Raw genomic sequence first — 23,924 nt, 5'->3', positions numbered from 1 at the left:
ATGCGCCGGCATTCGATGTAAGAGACCGCAACGGCTATATCCTAACCTGATGCTGTCAGCTTTCGCCTCAGTAGCCGAGGTCTTTCTTCTGCTCGTAGACCTTCTGCGGATCGTCAGCCTGCGTGTAGAGTTTGGACTCGGTCTGTATCCACTTTGGCGGCTCCTTTTTGTCCTTCAGATAGGCATCGAGCGCATCGAAGGCCGGGCCGGCCATGTTTGGCGTCAGTTCGACGGTCGCGTTCGCCTCGCCGGCCGCCATCGCCTTGAACAGGTCCGGAACCGAGTCGACGGAGACCGTCAGGATATCCTTGCCGGGCTTTAGACCCGCTTCCTTGATCGCCTGGATGGCGCCGACGGCCATGTCGTCGTTGTGGGCATAGAGCGCGCAGATGTCCTTGCCACCGTTCTCAGCCTTCAGGAAGCTTTCCATGACTTCCTTGCCCTTGGAGCGGGTGAAATCGCCCGTCTGGCTGCGAACGATCTTGAAGTTGTCATGGCCCTTGATGGCCTCTTCGAAGCCCTTCTTGCGGGCAATGGCCGGCGAGGAGCCCGTGGTGCCCTGCAGCTCAACGATATTGCACTTCTTGTCGCCCACCGTCTTCACCAGCCAGTCGCCAGCAACTTTGCCTTCATGGATCTGGTCGGAGGTAACTGCCGTCAGATAGAGATCCTTCGGCGCATTGATCGTGCGGTCGAGCAGGATGACGGGGATCTTCGCTTCCTTGGCTTCCTTCAGAACGGCATCCCAACCCGTCTCGACGACAGGCGCGAGGAGGATCGCGTCGACGCCTTGAGCGATGAACGAACGGATCGCCTTGATCTGATTTTCCTGCTTCTGCTGCGCATCGGCAAACTTGAGATCGATGCCGCGCTTTGTGGCTTCCTGCTTGGTCAACGTCGTTTCAGCGGCACGCCAACCGGACTCCGAACCGATTTGCGAGAAGCCGACGACCAGCTGCTTTGCCGATGCGGACGTGAACATGCAGGCAGCAAGAATCGTGGCACTGATCAGTGCAGTCTTCAACTTCATGATATCCTCCCAAAGGCCATCTCCTGAGGCCGCAGTCAAAAAATCATATAGTAATACTTTTGTAAATCAGTATTCGATGATGCAACGCAACAAAAAAGGGCGCCGTGGGCGCCCCTTTTCAACTCAGGCTATTTCGATTGCTTACTTCGAAGTAGGCAACTTGTCGTCGACGCCTTCGATGTAGAAGTTCATGCCGAGCAGCGTGCCGTCATCGGCCTTTTCGCCGGCCTTCAGCCAGGGCGTGCCGTCCTGCTTGTTGATCGGGCCAGTGAAGGGGGCGAGCTCGCCGGACTTGATCTTGGCTTCGGTTTCCTGAGCCATCTTCTTCACGTCGTCAGGCATGTTGGTATAGTCCGCCATCTTCAGGATGCCGTCCTTCAGGCCGTCCCAGCTCTGCTCGGACTTCCACTTGCCGTCGAGCAGGGCGTGAACGCGCTTGGAGTAATAGTTGCCCCAAGTGTCGACGATCGCCGTCAACTGTGCCTTCGGGCCGGCCTTGATCATGTCGGAAGCCTGGCCGAACGCATGGATACCGCGTTCTTCCGCAACCTGCATCGGCGCCGTCGTATCGGTGTGCTGTGTCAGGATATCGACGCCCTGGTCGACCATGGCCTTGGCGGCGTCTGCTTCCTTGCCGGGATCGAACCAGGTGTTGACCCAGACGACCTTGAGCTTGAAGCTCGGGTCGATAGAGCGAGCGCCCTGCTCGAAGGAGTTGATCCCCATCACAACTTCCGGAATCGGGAAAGAGGCGATGTAGGCGGCACCGTGGTTCTTCGACGTCTTGGCGGCGATCTGGCCGAGGATGTAGCGGCCTTCGTAGAAGCGCGAGTTGTAGGTCGCGAGATTGGGGCCGCTCTTGAAGCCGGTCGCGTGCTCAAACTTCACCTTCGGGAACTTGGCGGCAACCTTGACGGTCGCATCCATGAAGCCGAACGAGGTGGAGAAGATCAGCGAGCAGCCGGAACGGGCGAGACGCTCGATGGCGCGCTCGGCATCCGGGCCTTCCGGCACGTTTTCGAGATATGGCGTCTCGATCTTGTCGCCGAATTCCTTCTGGATCTGCTGGCGGCCGAGATCGTGTGCCTGCGAATAGCCGCCATCCGTATGCGAGCCGACATAGACGAAACACACCTTGGTCGGTGCGGCTTCGGCCGCAGCAGCGAAACCAACAATGGCGGCGGCTGTCGTGGTGAGGGCGAGTGCTAGTTTTTTCATGGTTACCCCTGTTGGTTTGACATGCTTTGCAGAAATCGTCCGGTTGCTGACATCAGCGCTCCGGAACGAAGGGCTTGCCGAGCGACGCTGGCGTGTTGATCAAGGTCGCGCGACGATTTTGAGAGATGATGACGAGAACCACAATAGTCGATGCATAGGGCAGCATCGACAGGAATTGCGAGGGTATGCCGACGCCGAAGCCCTGCGCGTGAAACTGCAGGATCGTTACCGCGCCGAAGAGATAGCCGCCGGCCATGACGCGCATCGGCCGCCAGGACGCGAAGACGACGAGGGCGAGCGTCACCCAGCCGCGGCCGGCAGACATGTTCTCGACCCATTGCGGCGTGTAGACGAGCGAGAGTTGCGCGCCGGCGAGCCCGGCACAGGCGCCGCCGAACATGACGGCAAGGTAGCGCGTGCGGATGACATCGATGCCGAGAGCGTGGGCCGAGCCGTGGCTGTCGCCGACGGCACGCAGCTTCAGGCCGGCGCGGCTGCGGAAGAGGAACCAGTTGACGCCTATGAGCAGCGCGATCGAGAGATAGAAGGTCAAGTCCTGCTTGAACAGCACAGGCCCGAGGAACGGAATATCCGACAGCAACGGGAAGACGATTTCCTGTAGCTGCACACCCGGCACGCTGACATAACCCTCGCCGATCATACCGGAGAGGCCGAGACCAAGGATGGTCAGCGCCAGGCCGGTCGCCACCTGGTTCGTCACCAGCGTGAGGGTCAGGAACCCGAACAGCAGCGAAAACAATGCGCCCGCGACGATGCCGGTAACGAGGCCGACATAGGGCGACCCGCTCATCTGCGCACCGACGAAGGCGGCAACGGCACCGATGATCATCATGCCTTCGACGCCGAGATTGAGCACGCCGGAGCGCTCCACCACCAGCTCGCCGAGGCCGGCGATGACCAGCGGAGTCGATGCCGTGATGATGGTCAGGAGGATTGCTTCGAAGACACTCATGCCGCACCTCCCCGAACCCGCGACCAGACCACGCGGATCTTGTAGTAGATCAGCGTGTCGCAGGAGAGCACGAAAAACAGCAGCAGGCCCTGAAAGACACTTGCCGCCTTGGCGGATATGCCGGGCGACAATTGCGCCGCCTCGCCGCCAAGATAGGTCAGCGCCAGGACGAGACCGGAGAGGATCGCGCCAAGCGGATTGAGGCGCGCGAGGAAGGCGACGATGATGGCGGTGAAGCCGTAGCCCGGCGAGATCGCCGGCTGCAGATGGCCGATGGAGCCTGAGACTTCCGATATGCCGGCAAGCCCCGCCAGCGCTCCCGAGAACAGGAAGGCAAACCAGACCATCTTGCGCGAGGAGAAACCGGCAAAGCGCCCCGCCCGCGCCGATTGCCCGAGCACGGTGATCTCGAAGCCCTTCAACGTGTATTTCATCAGGAACCAGGCAAGGATCGCTGCGACGACGGCAAAGACGATGCCCCAATGCGCGCGCCCGGAATCCTCCCAAATCGCCGGCAACACAGCTTCCGGCGGAAAATCGATGCTCTGCGGGAAATTGTGACCCTGCGGATCGCGCCACGGCCCGCGCGACAGCCAGTCCAGAAAGAGCTGGGCGATATAGACCAACATCAGGCTCGTCAGGATCTCATTGGTATTGAAATGCGCCTTCAAAAGCGCCGGAATGGCGGCGTAGAGGGCACCGCCGATCGCGCCGGCGATCAGCATCAGCGGCAGGACCATCGGCGAATGCCAGTCGGTGAAGATGATCGGGATGAAGGAGCCGGCGACCGCGCCCATGGTGAACTGGCCCTCGGCGCCGATATTCCAGTTGTTGGAGCGGTAGCAGAGACAAAGACCGACGGCGATCAGGATCAGCGGCCCCGCCTTGATCGCCAGTTCGTGCAGCGACCAGACTTCCAGCAAGGGCTCGACGAAGAAGGCGTCGAGCGCCTCGACGGGGTCCTTGCCCATGACGGCGAACATGATGGTGCCGGCGATCAGCGCCAATGCGAGGGCGAGCAACGGCGACACGAGACCGAACAGCTTCGAGACCTGCGGGCGCTTTTCGAGTTCAATGCGCATGTGCAGGCTCCGGATGCGTCTTCGATTCATGCAGACCGCCCATCAACAGGCCGATCTTTTCGCGGGTGAGTTCGCCGGCGGGATAGGACGGCGACAAGCGCCCTTCCGAAATCACGGCAATATCGGTCGCGACTTCGAATATCTCGTCGAGATCCTGGCTGATGACGAGTACGGCCGAACCGTCGCGGGCAAGATCGACCAGGGCCTGGCGGATGCGGCTCGCGGCACCGGCATCCACGCCCCAAGTCGGCTGATTGACGACGAGCACGCTCGGCTGACGGTCCAGTTCGCGGCCAACGATGAACTTCTGCAGATTGCCGCCGGAAAGCGCGCCGGCAGCGGGATCTTCGCCGCTCTTGCGCACATCCATCGCCTCGCAGATCCGTTTCGTCGCCTGCCTGACCGCACCGTGCCTGATGACGCTCAGGAAGCCACCACCCAGAAACGCCTTGCGATCCGACTGATTGCGGGCAAGCACGAGATTGTCCGAGAGCTTCAATGCCGATACCGCGGCATGGCCGTGACGCTCTTCCGGCACGAAACCGGCGCCGAGCAGCCGGCGCGCGTTGATGCCCTTGGTGCCCACAGGCTTGCCGCGCAACTGGACGAGATCGTCCGCTACCACCGTGTATTCGCCGGAAATGACATCGAACAATTCGCCCTGCCCGTTGCCGGCAACACCGGCGATCGCCAGCACCTCGCCGGCGCGCACGCGCAGCGAAACATCCTTCAGCGACATGGCGAAAGGCGTTCGCGCCGGTGCCGAAAGGCCGGCAACTTCCACGAGAATGTCTCCCTTGTTGCCGGAGCCCTCATGCTGCACGCTCGCGACATCGCTGCCGACCATCATGCGGGCAAGCGATCCGGTCGTTTCATGCCGGGGATCGCAGGCGCCCGTTACCTTGCCGTGACGCAGCACGGTGGCGCGCGAACAGATGCGCTGCACTTCCTCCAGCCGATGGCTGATGTAGAGCACCGAGCGCCCCTCGTCCCGCAGCTGGAACAGCGTCTCGAACATGCGATCGGCCTCCTGCGGCGTCAAAACGGAGGTCGGCTCGTCGAGAATGATCAGTTTCGGATTCTGCAGAAGCGCGCGGACGATCTCGATGCGCTGGCGTTCACCTACGGAGAGATCGGCGACATGCGCATTCGGATCGAGTGGCAGGCCATAGGCGCGCGAGAGCTTGGCCGCTTCGTCTGAAATTTTCGCAAGCGGGATATTGCTGTCGAGCGACAGCGCGATATTTTCCGCGACGGTCAGCGCCTCGAACAAAGAGAAATGCTGGAAGACCATGCCGATGCCGAGCTTGCGGGCCGTGCCCGGCGCATCGATCGACACGGGTTGCCCATGCCAGACGATCTGCCCATGCGACGGCTCGAGCACGCCGAACAACATCTTGACGAGCGTGGATTTGCCTGCGCCGTTTTCGCCGAGGAGAGCGTGAATTTCCCCCGGCTGGATTTCAAGATCGATTTCGTTGCAAGCAGTAAAACTGCCGAACAGCTTCGTCAGTTTGCGAACCGACAACAACGCTTCGGCCGCCGGCATATTGGATGACGACACGTTCCCCTCATTTCCTTCCCACCGACCTGTCCTTTACGGATCTATGGGATCAGTAGTGTAGTTCCACTCGTTTTTCTGGCTTCCAGATCCGCGTGCGCGCGCCCAGCATCGCCCAACGGATAAGTCTGATGAATATTGATACGCACTTTGCTGCTTTGCACAACAGCAAATAACGCATTTGCGCTGGCTCGCAACTCCTCAGGCGTCCCGACATAGGCAAAAAGGCTGGGACGCGTCGCGAAAAGCGAACCCTTTTGATTGAGGATGGCGAGATTGAAGTTTTCTATCGGACCCGAGGACTGGCCGAAGGTGACCCACATGCCACGCGGCTTCAGGCAATCGAGCGAATGCGGGAAAGTATCTCTGCCGACCGAGTCGTAGACGACATCGACGCCTTTGCCCCCGGTAATTTCGCGAACACGCTCGGCGAAGTTCTCCTTGCTGTAGTCGATGACGCGGTCGTAACCATGCGCCAGTGCCAGCTCGACCTTTTCGACGGAACCAGCAGTGCCGATAACGATGCCGGCTCCGAGGGCTTTTGCCCACTGACCAGCAATCAGGCCGACGCCGCCTGCGGCGGCGTGAAATAGCAGCGTCGTTCCCGGGCCGACCTTGAAAGTGCGGTTCAGCAGATATTCGGCCGTCATGCCCTTCAGCATCATCGATGCCGCGGTTTCAAGCGGGATATCGTCTGGCACCTTGACCAGATGCCGGGTTTCTATGTTGCGCTCGACGCTGTATGCACCGTCGCTGCTGGCATAGGCGACACGATCGCCGACAGCGAAATCGGTCACGCCGTGGCCGATTTCGGTGATCGTGCCCGCGGCCTCCTTGCCGAGCGGCAGCGGAAATTGAGGCGCCTTGTAGAGACCGGAGCGAAAATAGACGTCGATAAAATTGAGGCCAATCGCGGCATGGCGGACTTGTACCTCGCTGGCGCCTGGAGGCGGAAGATCCACCTCCTCCAGCTTCATGACTTCCGGACCGCCGTTCTCATGGATGCGGATGACCTTGGTCTTCTTCATGGCACGTCGTCCTTATTGACGTCCGAGGGACGGGAAAAACTGCAGCACGGCGCCGATACAATACAGATAAATACCACTGATGATGAAGAGGACAACGGCCCATTGCGGCATGACGAAATGCATCAGCAGCGAATAGATGCCGAGCGCCGACCAGAAGAGAAATATGCCGAGGTTCAGCGGCCGCAACCGCTTGACGCGCACGGGATGCAGGAAGTTGATCGGCAGGAAGGTCAGGACGACGGAAAAGCCGACGAGGATCATGGCCGTCGTCGCGCTGGCGTCGATGACGAACAGCGTGAAGATCACCATGTTCCAGACCACCGGGAAACCGGAGAAGAAATATTCATCCGTCTTCATGCCGGTATCGGCGTAATAGATGGCGCTCGAGACCACGATCATGCCGGCCGCGACGAACGACCAGGGCTCGCCGATCATGCCGCTCTCATAGAGCGCAAAGGCCGGCAGCAGCACATAGGTCACGTAGTCGATGATATTGTCGAGCGTGTCGCCGGACCAGTTCGGCAGCACTTCCTTGACGCGAACCTTGCGCGCGATCGGCCCGTCGATGCCATCGACGAGCAGCGCCAGGCCAAGCCACCAGAACATGTCGACAAAGCGATGCTCGGATGCCGCGACGACGCCGAGAAAGGCGAGAAACGATCCGGAAGCCGTCAGTATATGAACGGAGAAGGCACGCATCTCCGCATAAGGCACCCGCTTGTAATTGAAGATTTTCATCCGCCCCACGACTCGTCAGTTTATTCACCTGCCCCGGCAGGCGGTTTTTCTTGCTAATATGCATCCTTTGGTCGGCATCGCCAGCGCAAAAGCGTTCACTGCGGCACGCTAGCGCGACTTACTGTCATTTTCACCCGTTGCGATGTTTCATCCCATGGATTTCAACAGGCTAAGCGCTTATTTTCAGAACCAGAGGCAATTGAGGCATCGATATGAAGCAGATTGAAGTGGCCGTTATCGGCGGTGGCCTGGCCGGCATGATCACGGCGTTCGCGCTGGCGCGCGGCGGCAGGTCCGTCGCCCTTGTCGCAGCACCACACAATAAAGCCGACAAGCGGACCACGGCGCTGATGGATCAGTCGATCCGCTTTCTGGAGCGCCTGACGCTGTGGGAGAGGATCGCACCTTCGGCAGCGCCGCTGACCACGATGCGCATCATCGACGGCACGTCGCGGCTGCTGCGCGCGCCTACCGTCTCGTTCCGCTCATCCGAAATAGGGCTGGATGCCTTCGGCTACAATATTCCCAATGCCGTCTTGCTCGACAATCTCAGTGAGGCCATCGAAGCGGAAGGCAATGTCAGCCGCATCGAAGCCACGGCTTCCGAAATCACCTTCCGCGACGATGGCGTATCGATCGCCCTCGACAATGGTGATTCGATCGATGCCGCATTCGTCGTCGGCGCCGACGGCCGCAATTCGACGGTGCGCGAGACGTTGGGAATAAAGACAAAGGGATGGTCCTACCCGCAGTCGGCCATGGTCCTGAATTTTGCTCATAGCCTGCCGCATCAGAACGCCTCCACTGAATTTCATACCGAAAGCGGCCCGTTTACACAGGTGCCCTTGCCCGGCAGGCGCTCCAGCCTCGTCTGGGTGCAGAAGCCGGCCGAAGCGGCCGCCAATGCCGAAAAGTCGCTTGAGGAGCTTGGCAGATTGGTCGAGGAGCGCATGCAATCGATGCTCGGCCAGGTCACCGTCGAAGACAGCGTGCAGGTCTGGCCGCTTTCCGGCATGACGGCCCGTCGCTTCGGCAAGGGCCGCGCCGCTCTGATCGGCGAAGCAGCGCATGTCTTCCCGCCGATCGGCGCTCAAGGGTTAAACTTGAGTCTTCGCGATATATTGGTCTTGTCGGAGATCCTGAATACTCACCCGGACCTGCCGATCCCGGCGACGTCGGGTGACAGTTTCGATCGCAAGAGGCGAGCCGATATCATCAGCCGCACGGCAAGCGTCGATCTCCTCAACCGGTCGCTTCTCTCGGATTTCCTGCCGGTGCAGATGTTGCGCGCGGCGGGACTGCATGTACTTTCCGCCATCGCTCCGCTCCGCAACATCGTCATGCGCGAGGGCATCGAACCCGGCGGCGGCCTGCGCAATTTTCCCGCGATGCTACGGGAAAAGCTGCGCCGGTAAGGCACCCGATTTTATCAGATAGAGAACAAGCGAAACCGTCGCCACGGAGCAGGCCGTGGTGATGATGATCGTGGCGGATGACCGCTCCTGCCATACATCATATTGCTGCGCGATGACGAAGACGCTCGTTGCCGTCGGCAGCGCCGCCAGCAGCACGGCCGCCTCGATCCAGATCGGATCAAAGCCGCCGACGGCCTGCAGAACGATATAAACGACGAGCGGGTGCAGGATGAGTTTCGCCGGCACGATATAGCCGATCTCGACCGGAATTCGCTTTAGCGGACGCAGGGCAAGCGTGACACCCATGGCAAATAGCGCACAAGGCGCAGATGCTTGCGCGAGATAATTGACAAATTGCTGGAAGGCGGCGGGTTGATGCAGCGAAAACGCGGCCACGACGAAACCCAGCGCCGTCGACAGGATGAAAGGATGCAGCAGCACCTTCCGGGCGATATCCCCAGCAAGCCGCCACGGGGAGCGCTTGTCGCCGCCTTCAAGCGCCATCAGCGCGGGCGCGACGATGAAATGCAGCGCGTTTTCGAAACAGACGATCAGAGCGACAGGAACGGCGGCCCTCTCGCCCAGTGCCAAGAGCGCCAAACCCGGCCCCATATAGCCGATATTGCCGTAAGCGCCCGAGAAGGCCTGGATCGTGCTGTCGGCGAGCGAATTGCGGCGCAGGAAACGGCCGATCAGAAACAGCAGCAAAAAAACCGAATAGGTCGCGGCGATATCGGTGGCGATGAAATCGATCCGCGTCAGCTGTTCGATCGGCGTTTGAGAAACGAGCTTGAAGAGCAGCGCCGGCAATGCCGCATAGATGATGAACGTATTCAGCCAGCCGAGCGCCTCCACTGGCTGTTTCGTTATCCGTGCGGCGACATAGCCGATAAGGATCAGGCCGAAGAATGGCAGCAGCAGACCGACGATATCAGCCATGGGGGTCAGCCATCGGGCACGTTCCATTTTCCAAGGAAAATCAGGGCGAAAGATGTTGCCCGACTTAGCCGATTTTCATCAGGATTGGAAAGGTCTGCTGAAACCAGATCGCCATATCGCTGATATAGCCGAAGATGAAGGCGAGGCCCGTCAGCACCAGAAGCCCGCCCATGATCTTCTCGACGGTGCCGAGATGGCGGCGGAAGCGGGAGAGAAAGCTCATGAAAGCGCCGGAAAAGCCGGCGGCGATCCAGAAGGGAATGGCAAGCCCGAGCGAATAGACGGCGAGCAGGCCGGCGCCGGCGCCGACCGTTTCGCGCGAGGCGGCAACGCCGAGAATGGCGCCGAGCACCGGGCCGATGCAGGGTGTCCAGCCGAAGGCGAAGGCAAGACCCATGACATAGGCGCCCGTCAGCGTCGCCGGCTTGCCGCCGCTCTGGAAGCGCGCCTCCCGCGCCAGAAGGCCGATGCGGAAAACGCCGAGGAAATTCAGGCCCATGATGACGATGATGAGGCCGCCGATCTTGGCGAGAATATCGAGGTGCTGGCGCAGAAGCATGCCGATGGAGGAGGCCCCCGCACCGAGCGCGACGAATACGGTGGCAAATCCCAATGTGAAGAACAATGCCGACACCAGCACATTGCCGCGAACACTTGGGCTCGCCGCTACGGCTGCGCCGCCGCCGCGAAACTGCTCGACCGAGATTCCCGCCATGTAGCAGAGATAGGGCGGTACGAGCGGCAGCACGCAGGGCGAAAGAAAAGAAAGCGCTCCGGCGAGCAAGGCACTCAGAAGCGAGATATCGGCAAGCGACACGATGGACTCCGGCTATGTCATTTCAGTCCCTTCCTAACGGCGGGAGTATCGGAAGGCCAATCACCTTTTCGCGCGGGCCTGGCATCTTGCCTTAAAGTTGTCGGAATCGAGACACCCCCGGCCACGCCAAAAACCCAGGTTTTCCAGGCGCGACCAACGGTCGCAGAGCTGCCCGATGAACGAATTGCTTTTGTAAAAATATTGGTTCAAGCTGTTGATGTTCGTCGAACAACGTACATTCCACCCAAGCTATTTAGCGGAGGAAAAGCCCCCATGCGTATTGCTACTATGTTCACGACTGCAGCCTTTGTCGCCCTCTTCAGCGTAAGTGCCATGGCACAAACGGCAACTACCCCCAGCACCACCACGACAACCCCCAGTGCGACGACAACGACTCCATCGACCACCACCATGACAAAGCCGAAGGCAATGAAGCCGGCCCAGACTGCCGTCTCCAAAGCATGTTCGACTCAGGCTGATGCCAAGGGTCTGCATGGAAAGGCACGTGCCAAGTTCCGAAGCGACTGCAAGAAGAACGGCGGCAAGGCCTAGAAACTCGTTTCATTCTCGAATCGTGGTCAACTTTACCGTCCAGCTGGCGGTAGAGTTGATCGCCACGACGAGCTCGTCGCTCCCACACGACAATCCGGATGGAAATGCCAAGCTGCGGCATCGCGATGCCATTCGTTTGGCGTGATCGTCTTTCATCCGACATCCGATCCTTTCGGATACAGCCGGCCCCATCAATGTTGGCACAGTGCAAGCGCGCCTCGCCCTGACCGCGATATGCCAATTATCGACCTCGGTGACGACCTGTCCGCCTCCTCAAAACTGGCGTGCGGCAATAGCAACGTTGCGCAACAAACGAGACAAACCCGGGAAACCAGCTGAAATTACAGTCCGTTCCTGTCCAGTCGAATCAATGGACGGAGCAGGAAGTTGAGACCAGCCATAAACCCTCCCCCTTCGGAAGCATCATCACACACAAACTATCTGACAGCCTGTCTTTTCGCTCTCGAACCTTCCGTCGAGAGCCTGGTTGCCGCTGCCATGAAATCAGGCTGGAAGCGCGAATATGTTCTTCTGGCAATCATGGCTATTGCGCTGAACAACAGCACAAACGGATCGCCGTTACAGCCCTTGCATTCATGAATCCTGGAAGATCAAGCTGGCGCGCAGACCAAGACCGCGACTTCACAAGCGGCTATCGCTGCGCGCAACCTTCAGAGCGCTGCAGCGGCCCGGCCAAAGACGAAATCGGCCTCGGTGCCGTCGGTCAGCCGAACCCGGCCGGAACCATCGAGACCATTGGCCTGACGCGTCGCGATGACAATGCCCTTTCGACCGTCCGAGCAATGAACCGCCATGGAAATCGTCACGGATGTGTCGAGCGCATCATAGGTGCCGGCACACTTGACCGTCTTGCCCTTCAGCCTTCCGGCCACCTGGAAGCTGCCACCGGACATCGTTGCGGTCGATGTTCCCCGCATGACGTCGCCTTTGCCCGAGATCACCGCCACCGGCACGGTAATGGCGCAAGATGCGAGTAACGCCGCCGAAACGGCGACGATGGCGAACCCACTGATTTTCATGAAGCTATCCCCCACTGACGCACGAGGTTATGCACGTCAAAGGCGAGCGGTCAATCCTGCTTTGCTACGCCGGAAGGGTATCTTTTGACGACAAGGAAACACCGCATGGCGTATGTGGACGCGACTTGACGGATCGCTCACGCCCCCTTCGGTTTGCGCTCCCTTGTCACCGGATCGACTTTGCCGCCCACAAGCCTGTTGCGGGGATCGGCAACGAGCGGAGCCTCGTCCTTCTCCTCTGCCAATCGTTTGCTCTCATGTGCCTTGCTGTGTTGTATCTTCGCTAGCGCTTGCTTGCTTTCCCGTCCGCCATGCGGCTCGCGTTGTTGATCCTGTGCCAAGATGCACCTCCTCTCTGCTGGAAAGGGAACTCTCCTCACCGGATTAGTTCCGGTGAAAGTAATGACACCATCATGATCCGCCATCATCAAGCTTTGGCAGAGCCTCTCTCGTCCGACCGCCTGGTGTCATTCAGATGTGACAGCGGCCCGAAGCGGGCCGATGCGCTATCACACTGTACTTTTAGCGACATATAATATTATAATGCGACGATAGACGTGAAACGAATCATGAATCCCATGCGTTTAAGCTTCACTGCCATGTGAGGAAGACTGTTCATGACGTCGATCGAAAGAAAGAAACTCGCGCGGCTTGTCATGCTCAAACTACTGCCGATCTTCGGTGGCCTGACGGCGGTCGCGGTTGTCGCGCTCGCCGCAATCGCATAGGTACTGGCCGTAGAATCCGCGTCGACGAGCCCGACCATAGAGTGATCGCTGATCTCGAATCAGAGCGCCTTTGGTGTGTTGCCTCTCCGGACGTCAGGAGCAATCGGCACTATCGACCGAAAATGAATAGTCCCTGCCCTTCAGCTGATAGATGTAGTTTGCCAGCGACGCTTCGCCGGAACTGAACTTCGGCAGCAGGAAGTCGCACAAGTCCGTGAGCTGCGCGGATTTGACCAGAGGCGGATCGAAATCGTCATCATCGTCGTCAAGATCGTAGAAATAGCTGTAAATGTGATCGGTGAGATCTATTTTCATCAGCGTGGTCTTCTGATCGATCTTCCTCGGCAGATCCTTGTTGGCAAAGATCACCGGATAGCGCTCCGTGAGGTAGGGAATCACCAGTCGTTCGGTTACCGGTGTCGTGATCGCGATACCGATCAAGGGCAGCACGCTCAAGGCCATCGAAAACCTCTTGGCCGCGATCAGCCCGAACAAAAACCCCAGGGAACCCAACAACCCGCAAACGATTGCATAAATTTCCCATAGAGACAGATCTGCCACGAATTCCATCATTCGCCCGTCGTCTTCACCAACCATCTTATTGATGAGGCTATGCTACTACCGAACGGGCATTTTTCACCAGTCAATTTGCAGAGAATGCCATCAACAACCTGTGCGTTATGACGATATCGCCACTTCCGGATCAATGGCGCCGAAACCTCTATTCCGGCTCGAATGTATGTCATGAGGCAATCTGCAGGTGTCTATCGTGGTGATATCGGGGATTTCGCATGTTTCCTGTCAAAACGATAAAGAGCAACTTGCCAGGCGATTTGCTCACCGTACCTCTCCACCCAAGCGGCCACAGGCGGTCGCATATCCTATTTACATGGCCGACGCCGTCACTTACGGGATGGCGCGAGCCATTTGTTGGGGGTGAAGGATCATGTTGATCACGCAAAGCGACTACAATCGGATCTACCGGGTTATCAACAGCCTGCTCATCAACGAGAACGCCAATCCGGCCACGGCTTCCATGTATTTCAGCACATTCGGAGCCTTCATCCTCGAACATCATTTCAGGGCGAAGGCAAAGCCAAAGGGTGGTCTTGCCGCTTACAATCTTGAAGGAAAACTCATCCTTTTCGCCGATCAGCGCGACGACGGCTATGTCTCCGGCGCTGGCGAAAATTTCCATTGCTGGGTCGAGGCGGACGGATGGGCAATCGACTTCATGGCTCCGGCGTTTTCACAGAGTGCGCCAGGCTTGATAGCCCATTCAAAGATGTTTCAGCGTCCGCTTTCATCAATGGCCCAATCCATCAACGACCTCGTGCAATCGGGGGATTTCTTCTATCATTCCGAGCCTGACGCAATGAGCCGACGCTTTGCGGATTGGCGCAGGCACCCGATGATCGGAGACCTCGCCACCGTTGCCACGAACTGGTTCCGGAAGTCGCCCAAAAAGATGCAGGCATCGATCACCGTTCGGGATCAGGATGGGAAATCCAACGTAGTGCCGCTCATCGGCAACTCTCTCTGTGGCGCGTGGTAGTCTTCGGAAGCTCAATCGCACCGAAGTGACCGTCGCGGGCAGGACTTCAAGTCTGTCTGCGAAAGGCCCGCCATACACGGGCCGTTAGAGGTAGTACCAGAAAGGCTAGCGCCCGGCTCGACCAATCAGTCGATCTACTGAAGCAGTTTCGCGATATGCGGCGGCTGCGGCGCTGCGCTCTCGTGTCGCCCTGACGTGACCCCCGTTATGACTGCAACGACTGCAACCACGACGTAGATAATGGTCCCTTTGGGCTTTCGGTCCGATATGCAGTGCCTTGTCGACTCAAGCGAGCGCGAATGTTCAGACATCTTGATCCTTTGGCTTTCAAGGACGCTTATTTAGTTGATCAGGGGTGCCTAATGAACATCTCAATTCGCGTGTCTCCCTTGCAAGAGGCGAATAGCAGATGATTCTCGGGTCCGAATTATTTAGCAAAAAGCGGCTCTCAATGCTTGCACGCGGCATCCAGGGCGATGGTGAGAGCGATGGGATTCGAACCCATGACCTACTGATTAAAAGTCAGTTGCTCTACCGACTGAGCTACGCTCTCCCTTTCCGCAGGCAGATGCTGCCTCGGCTGGAAGTGCGCGGAACATATGCAGACGCCCTATTGCGGTCAACCCATAAAATCGAGGTTGTCGGGGGCGGAAGATGCTTTTCCTCACCTCGATGCGGAGAAATGGCGGCGTCGAGCGTGAGAAGTTGTGCCTTCGTCAGCGAAAATCGGAATTCCGGCCCATAGATCCCCTGGCTTCGACAAGGCATTCGATTCTCAAAGACCCAAACAACCGTAACAATTTCCCTCAATAATCAGGGTTGCAATGCATGGATTGATCGGCTCGCCGTCCACAACAGTTGGGGTGCGAATCGTTTTTGGTGTATATCAGTTATTGTTAACAACCTGTCGGGCCCTCAGGAGGTTCTTTTATGGAAGACGCAAACGTCGGTTGGATTGCAGCAATTATCATCGGCGGCCTAGCTGGCTGGTTCGCCGAGATGATCATGAAGAGCAATACGGGCATAGTCATGAACATCATCCTCGGCATCGTCGGCGCGCTCGTCGCCAGCTGGCTGTTCCGGACGCTTGGTATCGCGCTGCCGTTCCATGTATGGCTGAACTACCTGATCACAGGTTTCATCGGCGCCTGCATCCTGATTTTCGTCGGTCGACTGATCAGACGTTAGCGGCGTATCGGGCACGAGATGCCCGAATCGGGAAGAGGAAAAAGGGAAGGCGGACTAAACCGCCTTCCCTTTTTTGTTGCGCGGATTCGAGCGGGACCTAAGCCGGCAGCATGGCGCGCAAAAATCTGCAGCGGCTTTTAAGGTCTTTCCAAGCTCGACCTCGGCGCTATCTATCAAAATGGGAACCGAAAGGAGGTTGGAAACATGACGGAAAGCGCCAATCGGACAACCGCCCGCAAAGTCATCCGCGGCCGCCCCTACAGCATTGCCGAGTTTGCGCGGAAATATCGCCTCGACGATGCGGAGGCAAAGCGCCTGTTCTACAAATTCGGTCCGTCGTCGACGGAGCTGGATCTTCTCATGGCCGCCAAACGAAGGCCGCCGACCCTTGCGACGACAATCGGCCAATAATACGCAGCTCTTTCGGCCAGGCTTGTGAAACGCCACCGCGATCGTCGCCCTTCAAAGCGGCGATCCGGGAGATTTCTTGCGCAGCAACGATGGACGACTGCGCCACGGATCGTGCCATCCGGCACATTGATATATCACAATTGGTTGCCTTCGGTGGTGCGAGATGACACTGTGTGCCATCCACGCATAAGTCGGACATAGCCTCGAATGCAAAATTCGCTCAGTCACCTCGCCTATCTTGCGCTGGAATACGCGATCGTGACGCTTGAGCTGAAACCAGGCGCCCTCGTCACCGAAAAGCAGCTGATCGAGATGGCAGGACACGGGCGAACACCGGTGCGCGAGGCCATCCAGAAGCTTGCCTGGCAGGGGCTCATTCATGTGCGGCCGCGCGTCGGACTGCAGATCGCGGAGATCCGCCCGGAGGATCATCAATATGTCATGCAGGTGAGGCGCGAACTGGAACCGATTGCGGCCGCGCTTGCGGCCACCCATGCCGATCCACAGCAGCGCGATCAGTTGCGGCAATGCGCGCGCCTGATGGCGGAATACGGGGTCACCGGCGATCTGCCCGGCTTTTTTGCCGCCGACAAGGCGTTCGACGAACTTCTCGAAGCCGCCTGCCCCAATAAATTCATCACGGCAGCGCTCGCACCCGTGCAAACCCATGCGCGCCGGCTCTGGTACTCCACCGGAACGCATGATCGCATGGGCCAGGCGATCGCGATGCATGTTCAGGCCATTGAAGCCATCCAAAATGGCGATGCGAATATTGCCGAGACAGCCATGGCGGCGCTCATCGATTATCTCAGCGGCGCATGAAAAAGGCGGCTTCGTCGCCGAAACCGCCTTTCATTCTGTGTGGGGGGACCCGCTTAACCGACGAAAGCACGCTCGATGACGAACTCGGCCGGCTTGTTGTTGGCGCCTTCGTTCAGGCCAGCCTTTTCCAGCAACCCCTTGGTATCCTTCAGCATGGCGGAAGAGCCGCAGATCATGCCGCGATCGATCGCCGGATCGAGCGGCGGCACGCCGAGATCGCTGAAAATCTTGCCGTTTTCGATGAGATCGGTGATGCGGCCCGTGAAGGGGAATTCCTCGCGGGTAACAGTCGCATAGTGGCGCAGCTTGTCGCCGACGACTTCGCTCAGGATTTCGTCGTTGCGGATTTCCTCGACGAGATCGAAGCCGTATTTCAGCTCGGCGACATCGCGCGTCGTGTGGGTGAGGATGACCTCCTCGTACTTCTCATAGGTCTCAGGGTCGCGGATCAGGCTCGCAAACGGTGCAATGCCGGTGCCGGTCGAGAACATATAAAGCCGGCGGCCGGGCGTCAGCGCGTCGAGAACCAGCGTGCCGGTCGGCTTCTTGCGCATCAGCACTTCGTCGCCGGGCTTGATGTTCTGCAGATGCGAGGTCAGCGGACCGTCCGGCACCTTGATCGAAAAGAATTCGAGCTCATCGGCCCAGGCGGGGCTGGCGATCGAATAGGCGCGATAAAGCGGCTTGCCATCGACCATCAGGCCGATCATGGCAAACTCGCCGGAGCGGAAGCGGAAGCCCTGCGGCCGGGTCATGGTGAAGCGGAAGAGCCGGTCGGTATAATGCGTGACGCTCAGCACCTTCTCGGCGAAAACGCCTGCGGGCACTGCTGAAGCAAATTCATCTGTCTTTGCGGGGGCGTTCATTCTGTCTCGAATCCCGTTCTTGTCTTACACGTCTTTCCTGGCAGGCTCATTTTGCGACGCTGATATTATAATATAGCCGGTTTTGAAAGGCATTCCATTTCATCCGGCAGCACAGAACTGAAATATGCATATTTCAGTCAAGATTCCAGATCGCCGACCTTACATAGTTTGAAAGGCTTGAATACGGCAATCCGACACTGTCAAATTGCCGCAATAGCAAATCTTTCGATGTCAGGCCGACTTTGCCGGCAACCGCCGCCAGCTATAGGCCTGACCATCCTGCGCGCGGCGCGCGGTCGGTTGGTAGTAGTGCGGAATGCCCGGCAAGCGATTTTCCGACAATCTCTTCAGCGCGGTTTCATTCGTCACGGCGAAACTATCGATGCCGACGCGCAGCATCAACGGTACCTGGTCGATCAACACGTCGCCGACCGCACGCAACTCCCTAGCATAGCCCAGGCGCTGGCGCAGCAGCGAGGCATGGCTGAAGGACCGACCGTCACTGAATGCCGGAAAGGCAACGGCGACGATATCGAGACGATCGAGATAAGGTTGCAGCCGGGTCACGTCGTCAGCCGGCTTGATCAAGACGCCGAGGCCGACATCGTTGCTTTCTTCCGCCCTTGCAATCAGCGCATCGAGGCTCAACAGGGGCTTCTGCGTCTCGGCCGCCTTGACCTCGTCGGTCTCGATCACCCACGGATCGTTTTCAATGAAGCCGGTTTCCCGCCAGATCTTGGTCATGATCAATCTCCTTACGCCGCTTCGGCTGCCGAGGAAGACGCACCGTAAAGCGCGGTCTTGAACGGCTGCGGCCCGACGCGACGGTAAGCGACGAGGAAGGTTTCGGAAGGGTCCAGACGAAGGCCGAGATAGGTGTCCACAATGGTCTCGATAGCGTCGGTCACCTTGTCGGGCTCAAAGCCGCGGCCGATGATTTCACCGATCGAGGTATTCTCGTCGCCGGAGCCGCCAAGCGTGATCTGGTAGAGTTCCGCGCCCTTCTTTTCGACGCCAAGCAGGCCGATATGGCCGACATGGTGATGACCGCAGGCGTTAATGCAACCAGAAATCTTGATCTTCAGCTCGCCGATCTCCGCCTGGCGCTCGGGCGAACCGAAACGCGTGGAGATTTCCTGCGCGACCGGGATGGATCGCGCATTGGCCAGCGCACAATAGTCGAGACCGGGACAGGCAATGATGTCCGTGATCAAGCCGGCATTCGCGGTTTCCAGACCGATGGCGACGAGGCCACGATAGACGGCTTCGAGATCGGCCAGCGCCACATGCGGCAGGATGAGGTTCTGCTCATGGCTGACGCGGATTTCGTCGAAGGCATATTCCTCGGCGATATCGGCCACGGCTTCCATCTGCGCATCCGAAGCGTCGCCCGGAATGCCGCCGATCGGCTTCAGCGAGATCGTCACCATGCCGTAATCGGGGTTTTTGTGCGGCTGGACGTTCTGCTGCACCCAGCGCGCAAAGTCCGGGTCGGCCTTCTTCCAGCGTGCAAGGCTTTCCCAGCCTTCGGCACGCTCCGGCAGTGCCGGCAGCGCGAAATAGGTCGAGATCGCCTGGACGTCGGCTTCCGGCAGCTTCAGTTCGGTATCCCTGAGCTTGTCGAACTCGACTTCGACCTGACGCGCCAATTCTTCTGCGCCGGTTTCATGCACGAGGATCTTGATACGCGCCTTGTACTTGTTGTCGCGGCGGCCATGCAGGTTGTAAACGCGCATGATCGCCGTCGTGTAGGACAGGAGATCCTCTTCCGGCAGGAAGTCGCGGATCAGCTTGGCGATGAGCGGCGTACGGCCCTGCCCGCCTCCGACGTAAACGGCAAAGCCGATCTCGCCCTTGTCGTTCTTCTTCAGATGCAGGCCGATGTCATGCACTTGGATCGCGGCGCGGTCACGCTCCGCCCCGGTGACGGCGATCTTGAACTTGCGCGGCAGGAAGGAGAATTCCGGATGCACGGAGGACCATTGCCGCAGAATTTCGGCATAGGGCCTGGGATCGGCGACTTCGTCGGCCGCAGCACCGGCGAAATGGTCGGCCGTCACATTGCGAATGCAATTGCCCGAGGTCTGGATCGCGTGCATCTCGACAGAGGCGAGATCAGCGAGCGCATCGGGCATCTCGGACAGCTTCGGCCAGTTGAACTGCAGGTTCTGGCGCGTGGTGAAGTGACCATAGCCGCGGTCATAGGTGCGCGCGACGTGTGCCAGCATGCGCATCTGGCGCGAGCTCAGCGTACCATAGGGAATGGCGATGCGCAGCATGTAGGCATGCAGCTGCAGATAGACGCCATTCATCAGGCGCAGCGGCTTGAAGGCATCTTCCGAAAGCTCACCCGAGAGGCGCCGCTCCACCTGATCGCGAAACTGGGCAACCCGTTCCGCAACAAAGGCGTGGTCGAATTCATCGTAACGATACATGACTTCCTCGGGACTTCTCAGACAGCAATGAAATCGGGATCGGCCGCGGCATAGCCCGGCGCGTATTCCATGGTGGGGCCTTCGGCGCGGATACGCTCGCGCAGGCGCAGCGGCCAGAGCTTGCCGCCGGTTTCCTGAACATCGATCAGATTGACGTCGACGACCTTGTTGTCTGCATAGGCCTGCTTGCCGATCGCTTCCAGAGCGGCTTCCGCTTCGGCATGGCGAGCGACAAGCGCTTCCTGCAGCGATGTCACCCACTCACCATTTGCATTCAGCCAGACGGCGACGCCATCGGCAAGCCGGTTTGCGGTCAGAACCTTGTCGACCATCAATCAGTTCCTTGCATAGTCTTGAGCAGCGGTCTCGCGACGGACCAGCGGCTCGGATTGTTCGAAATTCGCACCGGCGACGGCATCACCGATAATAACCATGACCGGCCCGCTCAACTCGTCGCGATGCTCGAGATCGGGCAGATCCCGCAGGATGCCGTGCATCAGGCGGCGATCGCGGCGGCTCGCATTCTCGATGATGGCAACGGTCGTCTCGGGCGGCAGGCCGGCCTGCATCAGGCGACCCGCGACGGAAGCAGCGACCGTGCGTCCCATATAAACGGCGATCGTGGCGCCCGATACGGCCAAGCTCGCCCAATCGGGCAGCACATCGCCGGTGAGATCATGCCCGGTCGTAAAGACCAACGACGAGGCAACGCCACGCAGCGTCAGCGGCAGCTCGAAATCGGCGGCGGCGGCAAAGGCAGAGGTGATACCCGGAACGATCTCATAGCCGATGCCGGCGGCACGCAAGGCTGCCATTTCCTCGCCCGCACGGCCGTAAACCAGCGGATCGCCAGACTTCAATCGAACGACACGTTTGCCTTCCCGACCGAGTTCGACCAGAAGATCATTGATCTCTTCCTGCGACTTGGTGTGGCAGCCCTTGCGCTTGCCGACGGACAGGCGCTCGGCATCGCGGCGACCCATATCGACGATCGCCTGCGGCACCAGGGCGTCATAGACGATAACATCGGCTTCCATCATCACGCGCTGCGCCCGCAGCGTCAGGAGATCTTCCGCGCCCGGGCCGGCGCCGACCAGCCAGACACGCCCTTCAACTTCACGCGACGACTGCAGCAGCTCATCGGCTGCCTGCTCTGCCCGCGCGAGATGGCCAATATTGACGGCATCGGCAACGGGTCCGGAAAAGAACCGCCGCCAGAAGACGCGGCGCGCAACGCCACGAGGCACAAGGCGCTCGACCGGCTTGCGATAGCGCGTCGCCAAATCCGCCAGCTTGCCGAGCGACGGCGATAGCATCTGGTCGATCTGCGCACGGATCATCTGCGCCAGCACCGGACCGGCACCTTCCGTGCCGACGGCGACGGCGACCGGAGCACGATTGACCAGCGCCGGCGTATAGAAATCACAGTAGTCAGGCTGATCGACGGCGTTTGCCGGAATTCGCTCGGTGCGGGCGGCATCGACAATGGCGCGATCCGCCTCGGCGTCGCCAGTCGCGGCAAAGACGAGGGTCGCGCCCCTGACCTGATCGGATGAGAAATCGCCGCGTACGGTTTCGACGCGATTGGCGATGAGGAAGGCGTGATAATCAGCCTCTGGCGCCTGCACATAGGCAACAATCTTCGCCTGCGTGTTCATCAGCAACCGCACCTTGGCAAAGGCTTCATCACCATTGCCAAAGACAGCAGCGACCCTTCCTTCCACGCGGAAGAAAGCGGGAAACACCGAGAGCTGATCAGTCCTGGGAGGCATCATGGTTCCACTTCGAGATTTGCCGAATATCGCCCTTGCGACCAAGAGATTGAAGAAACAGAAATTCTAATGCCCATGCGTGCGCGTATTCTTTTGCTCGACATGCCAAGGATTTGAGCAAAACTCACCAGACGAGCAGATCGACATAAATATAGGAAATCTATAGACTTTTATCATTGACTGGCGCCTGCGGCGATTTTATTGCCTGTGACAAACATAGTCTTTAAGTTTTTTACACATACCGTCGTGCGGGCAATGCCGCTAGACTGCAGCGAAACTCTTTGGAGGAAGCCCTTGTCCGACAACAGCATTGCAGCCCGCCTTCTCGACGTCGTGGAGCACGATATCCTGCCATTGACGCGCGAGGGCGTTGCCGCCGGCAATAAGGTCTTCGGTGCTGCCATCCTACGCAAATCCGACCTTTCGCTCGTCATAGCCGAAACCAACAATGAACTCGAGAACCCGCTTTGGCATGGCGAGGTTCATGCCCTCAAGCGCTTCTACGAGCTCGGCGAAAAGCCCGTCACCAAGGATCTGATCTTCCTGTCCACCCATGAGCCCTGCACCATGTGCATGTCGGCGATCACTTGGGCCGGCTTCGACAATTACTATTATTTCTTCAGCCACGAGGATTCCCGCGACGCCTTCGCGATCCCGCACGATCTCAAAATCCTGAAGGAAGTCTTCGGCCTGGAGCCAGGTGGCTATCGGCGACAGAATGCGTTCTGGAACAGCTTTGCCATAGCCGATCTGGTGGAGACGGAAGAAGATCCGCGCAGAGGCGAGCTGAAGGACCAGACGGCGCGCATCAAGCAAGCCTATGCCGGACTGTCCGACAACTACCAGTCGTCGAAGAGCAGCAACGACATTCCCTTGAACTGATAGAGCAGGACCCGAGGCAACGATGGAAGCATCGCGAGACATAAACGGCCTGATCGACATCATGGCGGCGCTGCGGAATCCCGAGAGCGGTTGCCCCTGGGACATCGTCCAGACCTTCGAAACCATCAAGCCCTACACGATCGAGGAAGCTTACGAGGTTGCCGACGCGATCGAGCGCAAGGATACGGACGATCTTTGCGACGAGCTGGGCGATCTCTTGCTGCAGGTCGTATTTCATGCGCGGATCGCCGAGGAAGCCGGCGCGTTCTCCTTCGGCGACGTCGTCCACGCCATCTCGCGCAAGATGATCCGTCGCCATCCGCATGTCTTTGCAGTCTCGGATGCCAAGACCGAGGATGCGGTGACGCTGCAATGGGACCGGATCAAGGCCGAGGAGAAGCGCGAACGCGCCGAGCGCCGCGCCAGGAGCGGCATTACGGAGGACTTCAAGGCCGGTTTCCTGGGCTCGGTGCAGCGGACGTTCCCTGCCCTGACGGAAGCTCTGAAATTGCAGGAGCGGGCCGCCAAGGTCGGCTTCGACTGGTCGGCACCGGAGCCGATCCTCGACAAGATCGAGGAAGAGATCGGCGAATTGCGGGCAGCTTTGGCAAGCGGCGACCGGGCCAAGGTCAGCGACGAACTCGGCGATCTGATCTTTGCCGTCGTCAATATCGGTCGGCATGTCAAAACCGATCCGGAGCAGGCTCTACGAGGCACGAATACGAAGTTCCGCCGCCGCTTCCATCATATTGAGACGACGCTCGAGGCTGAAGGCGAGACGCTCGAAGGCGCCTCGCTGGAGCGGATGGAAGATATCTGGCAGGCGGCAAAGGCCATCGAACGGCAGCTTGCTGGCGTCAAAACGGCTTAAG

The 23,924-nt window shown here is 59.1% G+C and carries 25 protein-coding genes and 1 tRNA gene; 8 read left to right on the top strand and 18 right to left on the bottom strand.

Annotation, left to right across the window (positions count from 1 at the left end; genetic code table 11):
* Nucleotides 1-67: 67 nt before the first annotated feature.
* From ytfQ to pcsA, 7 genes are all read right to left on the bottom strand, one after another.
* Nucleotides 68-1,030, bottom strand: a complete 963-nt coding sequence (ytfQ, locus tag ACIQWP_RS23190; RefSeq protein ID WP_402792696.1) for a galactofuranose ABC transporter, galactofuranose-binding protein YtfQ — start codon at nt 1,028-1,030, stop codon at nt 68-70.
* Nucleotides 1,031-1,171: 141 nt separating this feature from the next.
* Nucleotides 1,172-2,248 (bottom strand): BMP family ABC transporter substrate-binding protein, encoded by a 1,077-nt coding sequence (locus ACIQWP_RS23185; protein ID WP_402792694.1) that lies wholly within the window; start codon nt 2,246-2,248, stop codon nt 1,172-1,174.
* 52 nt (nt 2,249-2,300) lie between these two features.
* Nucleotides 2,301-3,221 carry an ABC transporter permease gene (locus tag ACIQWP_RS23180; RefSeq protein ID WP_402792692.1) on the bottom strand — a complete coding sequence of 307 codons (921 nt, stop codon included), beginning with the start codon at nt 3,219-3,221 and terminating at the stop codon, nt 2,301-2,303.
* Nucleotides 3,218-4,303, bottom strand: a complete 1,086-nt coding sequence (locus ACIQWP_RS23175) for an ABC transporter permease (RefSeq protein ID WP_402792690.1) — start codon at nt 4,301-4,303, stop codon at nt 3,218-3,220. Before ACIQWP_RS23175 ends, ACIQWP_RS23180 begins: the two co-directional genes overlap by 4 nt.
* Nucleotides 4,293-5,867, bottom strand: coding sequence for an ABC transporter ATP-binding protein (locus ACIQWP_RS23170; protein WP_402792688.1), 1,575 nt, complete (start codon nt 5,865-5,867; stop codon nt 4,293-4,295). Before ACIQWP_RS23170 ends, ACIQWP_RS23175 begins: the two co-directional genes overlap by 11 nt.
* A 41-nt stretch (nt 5,868-5,908) precedes the next feature.
* Complete coding sequence (locus ACIQWP_RS23165) at nt 5,909-6,892, bottom strand: quinone oxidoreductase family protein (protein ID WP_402792686.1); 984 nt, start codon at nt 6,890-6,892, stop codon at nt 5,909-5,911.
* 12 nt (nt 6,893-6,904) lie between these two features.
* The gene (gene pcsA, locus ACIQWP_RS23160) at nt 6,905-7,630 is read right to left on the bottom strand and encodes a phosphatidylcholine synthase (protein WP_402792684.1); all 726 of its coding nucleotides are present in this window, start codon (nt 7,628-7,630) and stop codon (nt 6,905-6,907) included.
* Between the two features lie 212 nt (nt 7,631-7,842).
* On the opposite strand from pcsA, the gene ACIQWP_RS23155 reads away from it, so the two are divergent.
* Complete coding sequence (locus tag ACIQWP_RS23155; RefSeq protein WP_402792682.1) at nt 7,843-9,045, top strand: UbiH/UbiF family hydroxylase; 1,203 nt, start codon at nt 7,843-7,845, stop codon at nt 9,043-9,045.
* On the opposite strand, the gene ACIQWP_RS23150 is transcribed toward ACIQWP_RS23155, so the two are convergent.
* On the bottom strand, nt 9,022-9,984 hold the full coding sequence (locus ACIQWP_RS23150) for an AEC family transporter (RefSeq protein ID WP_402792680.1): 963 nt from the start codon (nt 9,982-9,984) through the stop codon (nt 9,022-9,024). The two genes, ACIQWP_RS23155 and ACIQWP_RS23150, sit on opposite strands and share 24 nt — an antisense overlap.
* Nucleotides 9,985-10,048: 64 nt before the next feature.
* Nucleotides 10,049-10,801: a cytochrome c biogenesis CcdA family protein gene (locus ACIQWP_RS23145; RefSeq protein WP_402792678.1), complete on the bottom strand. Its 753-nt coding sequence runs from the start codon at nt 10,799-10,801 to the stop codon at nt 10,049-10,051.
* A 273-nt stretch (nt 10,802-11,074) separates the two neighbouring features.
* Between ACIQWP_RS23145 and ACIQWP_RS23140 the strand changes: the two genes are divergently transcribed.
* Nucleotides 11,075-11,353: a hypothetical protein gene (locus ACIQWP_RS23140; RefSeq protein WP_402792676.1), complete on the top strand. Its 279-nt coding sequence runs from the start codon at nt 11,075-11,077 to the stop codon at nt 11,351-11,353.
* Between the two features lie 671 nt (nt 11,354-12,024).
* On the opposite strand, the gene ACIQWP_RS23135 is transcribed toward ACIQWP_RS23140, so the two are convergent.
* The 3 genes from ACIQWP_RS23135 to ACIQWP_RS23125 form a co-directional block, all read right to left on the bottom strand.
* A complete protein-coding gene (locus ACIQWP_RS23135; RefSeq protein ID WP_402792674.1) occupies nt 12,025-12,393 on the bottom strand; it encodes a hypothetical protein in 369 nt (122 codons plus the stop codon).
* Between the two features lie 137 nt (nt 12,394-12,530).
* Complete coding sequence (locus tag ACIQWP_RS23130) at nt 12,531-12,734, bottom strand: hypothetical protein (RefSeq protein WP_402792672.1); 204 nt, start codon at nt 12,732-12,734, stop codon at nt 12,531-12,533.
* A gap of 480 nt (nt 12,735-13,214) precedes the next feature.
* On the bottom strand, nt 13,215-13,583 hold the full coding sequence (locus ACIQWP_RS23125; protein WP_402792670.1) for a hypothetical protein: 369 nt from the start codon (nt 13,581-13,583) through the stop codon (nt 13,215-13,217).
* Nucleotides 13,584-14,067: 484 nt separating this feature from the next.
* On the opposite strand from ACIQWP_RS23125, the gene ACIQWP_RS23120 reads away from it, so the two are divergent.
* Nucleotides 14,068-14,676, top strand: coding sequence for a DUF2026 family protein (locus ACIQWP_RS23120; RefSeq protein WP_402792668.1), 609 nt, complete (start codon nt 14,068-14,070; stop codon nt 14,674-14,676).
* Nucleotides 14,677-15,153: 477 nt separating this feature from the next.
* Here the strand turns inward: ACIQWP_RS23120 and ACIQWP_RS23115 are convergent.
* A tRNA-Lys gene (locus tag ACIQWP_RS23115) sits at nt 15,154-15,229 on the bottom strand.
* 377 nt (nt 15,230-15,606) lie between these two features.
* Between ACIQWP_RS23115 and ACIQWP_RS23110 the strand changes: the two genes are divergently transcribed.
* From ACIQWP_RS23110 to ACIQWP_RS23100, 3 genes are all read left to right on the top strand, one after another.
* Entirely contained in the window at nt 15,607-15,864 is a 258-nt protein-coding gene (locus ACIQWP_RS23110) for a GlsB/YeaQ/YmgE family stress response membrane protein (RefSeq protein WP_402792666.1), read from the top strand.
* A gap of 204 nt (nt 15,865-16,068) precedes the next feature.
* On the top strand, nt 16,069-16,275 hold the full coding sequence (locus ACIQWP_RS23105; protein ID WP_402792664.1) for a hypothetical protein: 207 nt from the start codon (nt 16,069-16,071) through the stop codon (nt 16,273-16,275).
* A 207-nt stretch (nt 16,276-16,482) separates the two neighbouring features.
* Nucleotides 16,483-17,097, top strand: coding sequence for a GntR family transcriptional regulator (locus ACIQWP_RS23100; protein WP_402792662.1), 615 nt, complete (start codon nt 16,483-16,485; stop codon nt 17,095-17,097).
* A 53-nt stretch (nt 17,098-17,150) separates the two neighbouring features.
* On the opposite strand, the gene ACIQWP_RS23095 is transcribed toward ACIQWP_RS23100, so the two are convergent.
* From ACIQWP_RS23095 to cysG, 5 genes are all read right to left on the bottom strand, one after another.
* Entirely contained in the window at nt 17,151-17,963 is an 813-nt protein-coding gene (locus ACIQWP_RS23095; protein ID WP_402792661.1) for a ferredoxin--NADP reductase, read from the bottom strand.
* A gap of 231 nt (nt 17,964-18,194) precedes the next feature.
* Nucleotides 18,195-18,707, bottom strand: a complete 513-nt coding sequence (locus ACIQWP_RS23090; RefSeq protein ID WP_402792659.1) for a DUF934 domain-containing protein — start codon at nt 18,705-18,707, stop codon at nt 18,195-18,197.
* Between the two features lie 11 nt (nt 18,708-18,718).
* Nucleotides 18,719-20,398 carry a nitrite/sulfite reductase gene (locus ACIQWP_RS23085; RefSeq protein WP_402792657.1) on the bottom strand — a complete coding sequence of 560 codons (1,680 nt, stop codon included), beginning with the start codon at nt 20,396-20,398 and terminating at the stop codon, nt 18,719-18,721.
* A gap of 17 nt (nt 20,399-20,415) precedes the next feature.
* Entirely contained in the window at nt 20,416-20,730 is a 315-nt protein-coding gene (locus ACIQWP_RS23080) for a DUF2849 domain-containing protein (RefSeq protein ID WP_402792656.1), read from the bottom strand.
* 3 nt (nt 20,731-20,733) lie between these two features.
* Nucleotides 20,734-22,170 (bottom strand): siroheme synthase CysG, encoded by a 1,437-nt coding sequence (gene cysG / locus ACIQWP_RS23075; RefSeq protein ID WP_402792654.1) that lies wholly within the window; start codon nt 22,168-22,170, stop codon nt 20,734-20,736.
* 294 nt (nt 22,171-22,464) lie between these two features.
* Between cysG and ACIQWP_RS23070 the strand changes: the two genes are divergently transcribed.
* Together ACIQWP_RS23070 and mazG are read left to right on the top strand one after the other, a co-directional pair.
* The gene (locus ACIQWP_RS23070) at nt 22,465-23,052 is read left to right on the top strand and encodes a deaminase (RefSeq protein WP_402792653.1); all 588 of its coding nucleotides are present in this window, start codon (nt 22,465-22,467) and stop codon (nt 23,050-23,052) included.
* 22 nt (nt 23,053-23,074) lie between these two features.
* Complete coding sequence (mazG, locus tag ACIQWP_RS23065) at nt 23,075-23,923, top strand: nucleoside triphosphate pyrophosphohydrolase (RefSeq protein WP_402792651.1); 849 nt, start codon at nt 23,075-23,077, stop codon at nt 23,921-23,923.
* Nucleotide 23,924: the final 1 nt, after the last annotated feature.

This window comes from Rhizobium sp. NPDC090279 (genome assembly GCF_044769665.1).
GTDB lineage: Bacteria > Pseudomonadota > Alphaproteobacteria > Rhizobiales > Rhizobiaceae > Rhizobium.
This window is presented reverse-complemented; position numbering and strand designations above follow the sequence as displayed.

Bases quoted from the DNA above. Each gene is read 5' to 3' on its own strand.
- ytfQ (WP_402792696.1), bottom strand. From the start codon at position 1,030: ATGAAGTTGAAGACTGCACTGATCAGTGCCACGATTCTTGCTGCCTGC.
- ACIQWP_RS23185 (WP_402792694.1), bottom strand. From the start codon at position 2,248: ATGAAAAAACTAGCACTCGCCCTCACCACGACAGCCGCCGCCATTGTT.
- ACIQWP_RS23180 (WP_402792692.1), bottom strand. From the start codon at position 3,221: ATGAGTGTCTTCGAAGCAATCCTCCTGACCATCATCACGGCATCGACT.
- ACIQWP_RS23175 (WP_402792690.1), bottom strand. From the start codon at position 4,303: ATGCGCATTGAACTCGAAAAGCGCCCGCAGGTCTCGAAGCTGTTCGGT.
- ACIQWP_RS23165 (WP_402792686.1), bottom strand. From the start codon at position 6,892: ATGAAGAAGACCAAGGTCATCCGCATCCATGAGAACGGCGGTCCGGAA.
- pcsA (WP_402792684.1), bottom strand. From the start codon at position 7,630: ATGAAAATCTTCAATTACAAGCGGGTGCCTTATGCGGAGATGCGTGCC.
- ACIQWP_RS23155 (WP_402792682.1), top strand. From the start codon at position 7,843: ATGAAGCAGATTGAAGTGGCCGTTATCGGCGGTGGCCTGGCCGGCATG.
- ACIQWP_RS23150 (WP_402792680.1), bottom strand. From the start codon at position 9,984: ATGGCTGATATCGTCGGTCTGCTGCTGCCATTCTTCGGCCTGATCCTT.
- ACIQWP_RS23140 (WP_402792676.1), top strand. From the start codon at position 11,075: ATGCGTATTGCTACTATGTTCACGACTGCAGCCTTTGTCGCCCTCTTC.
- ACIQWP_RS23135 (WP_402792674.1), bottom strand. From the start codon at position 12,393: ATGAAAATCAGTGGGTTCGCCATCGTCGCCGTTTCGGCGGCGTTACTC.
- ACIQWP_RS23125 (WP_402792670.1), bottom strand. From the start codon at position 13,583: ATGGCCTTGAGCGTGCTGCCCTTGATCGGTATCGCGATCACGACACCG.
- ACIQWP_RS23120 (WP_402792668.1), top strand. From the start codon at position 14,068: ATGTTGATCACGCAAAGCGACTACAATCGGATCTACCGGGTTATCAAC.
- ACIQWP_RS23110 (WP_402792666.1), top strand. From the start codon at position 15,607: ATGGAAGACGCAAACGTCGGTTGGATTGCAGCAATTATCATCGGCGGC.
- ACIQWP_RS23105 (WP_402792664.1), top strand. From the start codon at position 16,069: ATGACGGAAAGCGCCAATCGGACAACCGCCCGCAAAGTCATCCGCGGC.
- ACIQWP_RS23100 (WP_402792662.1), top strand. From the start codon at position 16,483: ATGCAAAATTCGCTCAGTCACCTCGCCTATCTTGCGCTGGAATACGCG.
- ACIQWP_RS23095 (WP_402792661.1), bottom strand. From the start codon at position 17,963: ATGAACGCCCCCGCAAAGACAGATGAATTTGCTTCAGCAGTGCCCGCA.
- ACIQWP_RS23090 (WP_402792659.1), bottom strand. From the start codon at position 18,707: ATGACCAAGATCTGGCGGGAAACCGGCTTCATTGAAAACGATCCGTGG.
- ACIQWP_RS23085 (WP_402792657.1), bottom strand. From the start codon at position 20,398: ATGTATCGTTACGATGAATTCGACCACGCCTTTGTTGCGGAACGGGTT.
- ACIQWP_RS23080 (WP_402792656.1), bottom strand. From the start codon at position 20,730: ATGGTCGACAAGGTTCTGACCGCAAACCGGCTTGCCGATGGCGTCGCC.
- cysG (WP_402792654.1), bottom strand. From the start codon at position 22,170: ATGCCTCCCAGGACTGATCAGCTCTCGGTGTTTCCCGCTTTCTTCCGC.
- mazG (WP_402792651.1), top strand. From the start codon at position 23,075: ATGGAAGCATCGCGAGACATAAACGGCCTGATCGACATCATGGCGGCG.